Origin of the sequence: Candidatus Amarolinea dominans, from assembly GCA_016719785.1 — a bacterium.
Taxonomy (GTDB): Bacteria; Chloroflexota; Anaerolineae; order SSC4; family Amarolineaceae; genus Amarolinea; species Amarolinea dominans.
Window position 1 is genome coordinate 59773 of sequence record JADJYJ010000005.1, and the last position, 7622, is coordinate 67394.

Sequence of the window (7622 nt, forward strand, 5' to 3'; positions counted from 1 at the left end):
TCTCGCGTCACGCACACAACCGCCGCCGCTGCGGCGTCAGGTGCAAGCAGTGTTAGGCCAGGCCCAAGCGCCAGACCCGCCAAACAACGAACGCCGCCTGAAACGGCGAACTGTGTTGACGACCAACTGCGTGCCCCACAAGACGAGCGGCAGAGCTACTCCGCCAACAGCAGACCGACTTTTTGCAGAATTTCACGCGTGACGACCGGTGGCAAAGCGCAAATAAACGCCACGTCGCGGGCTTGCCAATCCAGACTCTTGACTTGATCCGCCAAGATCACGCCACTGACGGGGAGGCTCTGCGGCAGACTCACCTCGAAAGGATACCCCTTGATGGCGCTGGTAATCGGACACAAGAGCGCCAAGCCAACTTTGGCATTATAGGAAAGCGGCGACAACACTACCGCCGGACGTCGCCCCGCTTGCTCATGGCCGGCCTGAGGAGTGAAAGTGAGCCACACAATATCGCCACGGCGTGGCACATACGTTGATGCTGCTACCACGCTTCACCCCCCACGGCTGGGCCAGTGGAGATTTCACTGTGGCGGTTGAAGTCGGTAACTTGGGTCAGGAGCGCTTCCAGGCTGAAAGCGGGTTTGAGCACCGGCACGATTACCAACTGACGATCGTGCAGCGAAAGCTGCACAGGCGAGTTGTCTGTCAGTCCGACTTCATCAGCCAGCGGTTTGGGAATCCGCACGGCGAGACTGTTACCCCAACGCTGTACACGAGTTTCCATACGTTTCTCCTTGTTTTAGTATCTACATAGAAGATACGTCCGATTCTCGTGTTTGTCAAATCGGGGGTGACGCGACGCGCGTTGCTGGAAAGAATGTGCTTGTGAAGGGCGCGAATTACATGGGACGGCCCCAACGCCAACCGTCAGCCGCCGGGGCCGCCAACACCGTCAACCGGCCCAGATCCTCCCCGGTCGGCTGCACGGAATGTTGGGCAGCGCCGCCCCGAGCACGGCCTGACCGGACGAGCCTGGGAAAACCAGTGAACCATTCCAACCGCCTGCCTGTGGACGCTCCCGCAGCAGCTCCGCCCAACGCCAACCGTCAGCCGCCGGGGCCGCCAACGTCGTCAATCAGCCCAGATCCTCCCCGGTCGGCTGCACGGAATGTTGGGCAGCGACGCCCGCAGCAGAAACATGATCTGCCCCCGCCGCCAGCGGAGCCTGACAGGACGGACCTGGGCAAACCAGCAACCCCTTCCATTCCAACCGCCTGCCCGTGGACGCCCCCGCAGCAGAGCCGCCCAACGGTTTGCGTTACCCGCGCTGGGGCGGGCGGCGGAACGCCGTCCGACTGGAAAAAGGATAAGGCGTAGAAAAAGGCTTGGAATCGCGCCAGACTCCCCAGCGTCGGGTGCATGCTTTGTTGGGCATTTTCGGATTTTACACGATACATTGCTAAAAAACGAAACCCTATTAATTTCCTAGAGTGGTGGACCCACACTACTTTTCGTGATGCGTCTATTGATACGACGCTAACAGGTTCACAAGAAAATCCCACACCCGAGAAATTGAGGGGATATGCGCGCGCTCATCCGGCGAATGGCAATCTCTAATCGTGGGACCAAACGAAATCATATCCATGCCCTCGTATTTTGACCCGATAATCCCACATTCAAGCCCGGCGTGACACGATTCGACTCCAGGCTCTATTCCGAAAAGCTTGCGATAGGTTTCCTGACAGCGGGCTAACAATGGCGACGCCATATTCGGATTCCAGCCCGGATACGCGGCACTGCTATTGACAGAAGCCCCAGCAAGCAGAGCCAACGCTTCGATCCGGGCCGTGAGTTCGTCGAGCCGCGATCTCGCGGAACTACGTTGACTGCTCAAAACATTTAGCAGGCTATTGCGGATTTCGACAATGGCAAGATTGTTCGACGTTTCCACAAGCCCTTCGATAGCCGGTGACATGCGAGCCACTCCATGCGGAAGCGCGCACAAGAGGTTGATGATGGTATCTGTGTTCTGCTGGCTTAATCCGGTTCGAAGTCGTTCTTTGGCGAAATAGTCGAAGGCCGCCGTTGCATAGCCTGTAAAATCGGAAGCCGCTTCAGTCAGACGTATCGTCACATCGGGATCGTCAGGATACTCTTGTCGGACAATGCATTCATAGTCAGCCATTTGCGCTTGTATCGCCGGAACATATTTCGGATCAACCGCGAACGTGGCTTCGGCTTCGCGCGTGATGGCATTTGCGATGGAACCGCCTTTGAACGCAATCAATCTGATCTCGTAGGACGCTCGGATCCAGTTCAGGGCGCGCGCCACAATTTTATTGGCATTCGCTCTGTATTTTCGAATGTCATCTCCGGAATGACCTCCCCTCATGCCTGTTGCACTTAATGTAAAGGGTTTTACAGGCTCCGGAAGCGAAGCAAACGTGAGCGGCAGCGTGATGGTCGTAGTTCTGCCACCGGCGCAGCCAACGGTGAACATGCCTTCCTCTTCGGAATCAATATTCAGCAAGATTCGACCCCGCACAAACTCCGGCCCCAGGGCGCTTGCTCCGCTCATCCCGACCTCTTCATCCACTGTAAACAGTAATTCCAGCGGCGGGTGCGCCAGGTTTGGATCCTTTGCCAGAACCAATCCCATGGCAACTCCGATGCCATTGTCAGCGCCCAGCGTGGTCTGATCGGCTTTCAGCCAGTCCCCGTCATGGACGAGTCGAATCGGGTCGGTCTTGAAATCATGTTTCGACTCGGGCGTCTTCTGCCCAACCATGTCGGTATGCCCTTGAATAACCACAATTGGAGCCTGTTCATATCCTGCAGCCGCCGGAATGCGGATGACCACATTCCCCACGCTGTCGGCCTGATACTCGAAACCATGATCCCCGGCCCACTGTTGCAGCCAATGCGAGATGGCCGCCTCATTGCCAGAGCAGCGAGGGATCGCCGCAATTTGGCTAAACGTGTCAAGAATCTCATGTGTTATTGCATTCATCGTATCTCTCCTTTGATACTACAGGAATAACATACTAAGAACAAAAAGGTGGTCATGCCCGTACATCATTCTTTCCCATGCAAGATTACCGTAGTCTCATTGTGGCGGGTGAGTGGATAGGTCATGTTGGCTCCTTTGAAAATCAACCTGAAAGGTTTTGGGAAACCTCTCAGGTTTGACCATAGACACTGGATCCGTTCGATGGGATGCTGCTTCTGGAGCATTCCCATCCAACGGTCCCAGTGCCTGACTATATTGCCAACAAGAAATGCTATTTTCCGCCCGCTGCTAATGTCGCAAGATACTTCCGCTTTGTGAGCCAGGTGAATCCGTACCCCACGGCAATCAGGACAATCGGTCCGGCATACGTCTGGAGCACCAAGCCTATCGCCTCGCTGGTGCTCTCCGAGCCCATGACATAATCCAACCCGGCGCCGAGGTATGCGGCAAAACTCAACGCCAATGTGACGCCGGCCGCAGTGTATGCGACCGAATCCGCTTTCAACATGGTAAACGGCGCTTCCATTTTCTTGTGCCTGAAGACAATATACGCCGCGACCAGGATAATATACGGTATCACTAGCGACAGGGCTGTCATATTGGTCACGAGTACGAAAAACGATTCAACGCCACTCAGCCCGAACAACGGAATCGCTATCAGAACAATCACAACCGCGGCTTGCGTCCAAAGCGCGTTCTTCAACGTGCCTGTCTTATCTTTGTTGGTAAGGAAACGCGGAAATGTGCCCTCCGGCACGTCGGCAAACATCGCCCTGATCGGCGATTCCATCCATACAACAAAACCGCCTATGGAGGCAACGAATGTAACAAAGGCAACCAGACGGACCATTATTGCGCCGTTGAGTCCGAAGTTCTCCGCCAGAATCTGATACACAACGTATTCGGCATTCGCCAAGCCAGCCTCAGTAAGGGCTTCCGGCGAGGCAACCAGACTCACAGCCAGCGAGCCGATAATATACGCCGCAGCTACAAACAACGTCGCAATAATCACGCCGCGCGGGAAGTTCCTGCTCGGCTTGTCGACATCAGTGATATAGGTTCCAGCGACCTCAGCGCCTGCGACAGCGAGGAGCAGCCATGCAAACGTGGCAAAATAGGTAATGTCAAAATCAGGCATCACGTTCCCAGCCGTGAATGCCGTCGCAGACGGTGTTCCAAGCAACAGTCCGACACCGGCGAACACGATGAACAGCACGACGAGAAGGATCGTGAGCGGGCCTCCCACATCGCTAAGCTTTGAAAAGGAGCGCACACCTCTGGCGGCGACCAACGTCAGCAGAACACATAGGACCATCCCCATGTACGGCAACAGGTTGGCATTTGCATCAGTGAATCTATTCTCCCCGAAGATTGCCCACGATGCCATGACGGGCAGTCTGGCAAAGACATACTGCAGATAAAACAAATTGGCAACGAAATACGACCAGGTGCTGATAAAAGCCCATTTCTCCCCGAGGCTGCATTCAACCCAACTGTATATCCCGCCGCCTTTCTCTTGGTTTGCGGACGCCAACTCTGCAATAAAGGCCGAGAGCGGCAGGAAGAAGAAGAGGGAGACCACCAGCCACGATGGAATCGCAGCCGGACCCAACGCAACGGCGTTGGTGGTAACGTTACGGAACCCGAAGGTTGGCACAAAGATCAACATGACTAGTGTCAACAGACCTAACTTCTTTGCGGTTTTCATGAGCAGCTCCTTTCCATTCAACAAGATTTTTGCTTCTTGACGCAACGCATCAAACGCGATTGACCCGAAAACTACGAACACGAAGGTAAACAGGACTACTCTTTCATAATTTTCTCTCCTTTTGCTTGATAAGCACAGGCCCTAGCAACAGCCGCCCAACGCCAACCGTCAGCCGCCGGGGCCGCCAACACCGTCAACCGGCCCAGATCCTCCCCGGTCGGCTGCACGGAATGTTGGGCAGCGGTGCCACCAGCAGAGCCTGACCGGACGGGCCTGGGCAAACCAGCGAACCCTTCCATTCCAACCGCCTGCCTATGGACGCCCCCGCCGAAGCTCCGCCCAACCCCAACCCCCAGCCGCCGGGGCCGCCAACACCGTCAACCGGCCCAGATCCTCCCCGGTCGGCTGCACGGAATGTTGGGCAGCGCCGCCCCCAGCAGAGCCTGACCGAACGGGCCTGGGCAAACCAACAAACCCTTCCATTCCAACCGCCTGCCTGTGGACGCCCCCGCAGCAGAGCCGCCCAACGCCAACCGTCAGCCGCCGGGGCCGCCAACATCGTCAACCGGCCCAGATCCTCCCCGGTCGGCTGCACGGAATGTTGGGCAGCGCCGCCACCAGCAGAGCCTGACAAGACCGGCCTGGGCAAACCAGCGAACCATTCCATTCCAACCGTCTGCCTGTGGACGCCCCCGCAGCAGATCCGCCCAACGCCAACCGTCAGCCGTCGGGGCCGCCAACATCGTCAACCGGCCCAGATTCTCCCCGGTCGGCTGCACGGAATGTTGGGCAGCGGTGCCACCAGCAGAGCCTGACCGGACCGGCCCGGGCAAACCAGCGAACCCTTTCATTCCAACCGCCTGCCCGTGGACGCCCCCGCAACAGATCCGCCCAACGCCAACCGTCAGCCGCCGGGGCCGCCAACACCGTCAACCGGCCCAGATCCTCCCCGGTCGGCTGCACGGAATGTTGGGCAGCGGCGCCCCGAACACGACCTGACCGGACCGGCCCGGGCAAACCAGCAAACTCTTCCATTCCAACCGCCTGCCCGTGGACGCTCCCGCAGCAGCTCCGCCCCACACCAGCCGGTCTCCAATCTCTGGTCTCCGGCAGAGCAGCCCAACGCCAACCGTCAGCCGCCGGGGCCGCCAACACCGTCAACCGGCCCAGATCCTCCCCGGTCGGCTGCACGGAATGTTGGGCAGCGGCCCCCCGAGCAGAGCCTGACCGGACGGGCCTGGGCAAACCAGCGACCCCTTCCATTCCAACCGCCTGCCCGTGAACGGCCCGTCGAAGGGCCGTCCAACGCCAACCGGTCTCCAATCTCCGGTCTCCGGTCTCCGGCAGAGCCGCCCAACGCCAACCGTCAGCCGCCGGGGCCGCCAACATCGTCAATCAGCCCAGATCCTCCCCGGTCGGCTGCACGGAATGTTGGGCAGCGCCCCCCCAGCAGAGCCTGACCGGACGAGCCTGGGCAAACCAGCGAACCATTCCAACCGCCTGCCCGTGAACGGCCGTCGAATGACCGCCCAACGCCAACCGGTCTCCAATCTCTGGTCTCCAATCTCCGGTCTCCGGCAGAGCAGCCCAACGCCCACCGTCAGCCGCCGGGGCCGCCAACATTCTCAACCGGCCCAGATCCTCCCCGGTCGGCTGCACGGAATGTTGGGCAGCGCCCCCCCAGCAGAGCCTGACCGGACGAGCCTGGACAAACCAGCGAACCATTCCAGCCGTCTGCCTGTGGACGCCCCCGCTACAGATCCGCCCAACGCTAACCGTCAGCCGCCGGGGCCGCCAACACCGTCAACCGGCCCAGATCCTCCCCGGTCGGCTGCACGGAATGTTGGGCAGCGCCGCCACCAGCAGAGCCTGACCGGACGAGCCTGGGCGAACCAGCGTCCCCTTCCATTCCAACCGCCCGCCCGTGAACGGCCCTTCGACGGACCGCCCCACGCCAACCGGTCCCCAATCTCTGGTCTCCGGTCTCCAATCTCCGCTCTCCGGCAGCCCGCCCAACGGTGGTGTTCACCCGCCGCGCGGGTGATGCCAGAGCCTGAACGAGTGAGATGCCTGCAAACTACCTGCGCCGCCTCGAGTCACGCGCGCAGCGCGGTCGGGTGCAACACGCGTTGGGCGGCGTGCGAATGCGCTTATGATTGCCTTGCCGGAAAAATATGGATGAATGTCTGGAGTCGTTCTTCGACGACTGGAGCCTTGCTTTTATCTGCAAAGGCGTCAACAAGAAAATTATCTATGCCCTTGAAAAACGCTTCCTTTAGCGCTGGTATTGACACTAATACAAGGTCAGCAGCAACCGAAGGGTTGTAACGCACTTCCGGCACCGATTGATCCATATAGCCTATCATGCGGCATTGCCCGGCCCGACTCATACGTGATACTGCGCCGTAGGCATGAAGCATTGCACATCGCGCCCCATATAGATCTGCGCCAGTAAGTTGCTCTCGGCAAGGAAACCTAATATATCTTCCAGCCCATCGTATGAAGTCATCGCGACTCACTTCCGTCTGACCGGCTGGCATGTTCAGGAATGCCATTGCGTCCATTCCAGCGTAAATTAGAATTGTCGCAGCACGATAACGCTCATTGGCGAGTGCAACTTCTATATCGCGCTTAATGCCATTCTGTATGGCATTGACAATCGGGTCTCTCTGCAAATCGGTCATCGCAAAAACTGCTCCGACTTGACGAACGCAACTCGGCTTTCGATTGAGTTGGCTTTTAGCACAACCTTGCTCGCCGCCCAACGCCAACCGTCAGCCGCCGGGGCCGCCAACATCGTCAACCGGCCCAGATCCTCCCCGGTCGGCTGCACGGAATGTTGGGCAGCGCCGCCACCAGCAGAGCCTGACCGGACCGGCCTGGGCGAACCAGCGACCCCTTCCATTCCAACCGCCTGCCTATGGACGCCTCCACAGCAGACCCGCCCAA

The 7622-nt window shown here is 58.7% G+C and carries 5 protein-coding genes; all 5 read right to left on the bottom strand.

All coding sequences use genetic code 11. From position 1 onward, the window contains the following. Positions 1-155: 155 nt before the first annotated feature. Entirely contained in the window at positions 156-503 is a 348-nt protein-coding gene (gene mazF, locus IPM84_08595; protein ID MBK9092819.1) for an endoribonuclease MazF, read from the bottom strand. Next, entirely contained in the window at positions 497-739 is a 243-nt protein-coding gene (locus tag IPM84_08600) for an AbrB/MazE/SpoVT family DNA-binding domain-containing protein (GenBank protein ID MBK9092820.1), read from the bottom strand. The genes mazF and IPM84_08600 overlap by 7 nt, the downstream gene beginning before the upstream one ends. A 738-nt stretch (positions 740-1477) precedes the next feature. Further along, positions 1478-2965 carry an aminoacyl-histidine dipeptidase gene (locus IPM84_08605; GenBank protein ID MBK9092821.1) on the bottom strand — a complete coding sequence of 496 codons (1488 nt, stop codon included), beginning with the start codon at positions 2963-2965 and terminating at the stop codon, positions 1478-1480. A gap of 271 nt (positions 2966-3236) precedes the next feature. Next, on the bottom strand, positions 3237-4673 hold the full coding sequence (locus tag IPM84_08610; protein ID MBK9092822.1) for an amino acid permease: 1437 nt from the start codon (positions 4671-4673) through the stop codon (positions 3237-3239). A gap of 2150 nt (positions 4674-6823) precedes the next feature. Beyond that, entirely contained in the window at positions 6824-7357 is a 534-nt protein-coding gene (locus IPM84_08615) for a hypothetical protein (protein ID MBK9092823.1), read from the bottom strand. Positions 7358-7622: the final 265 nt, after the last annotated feature.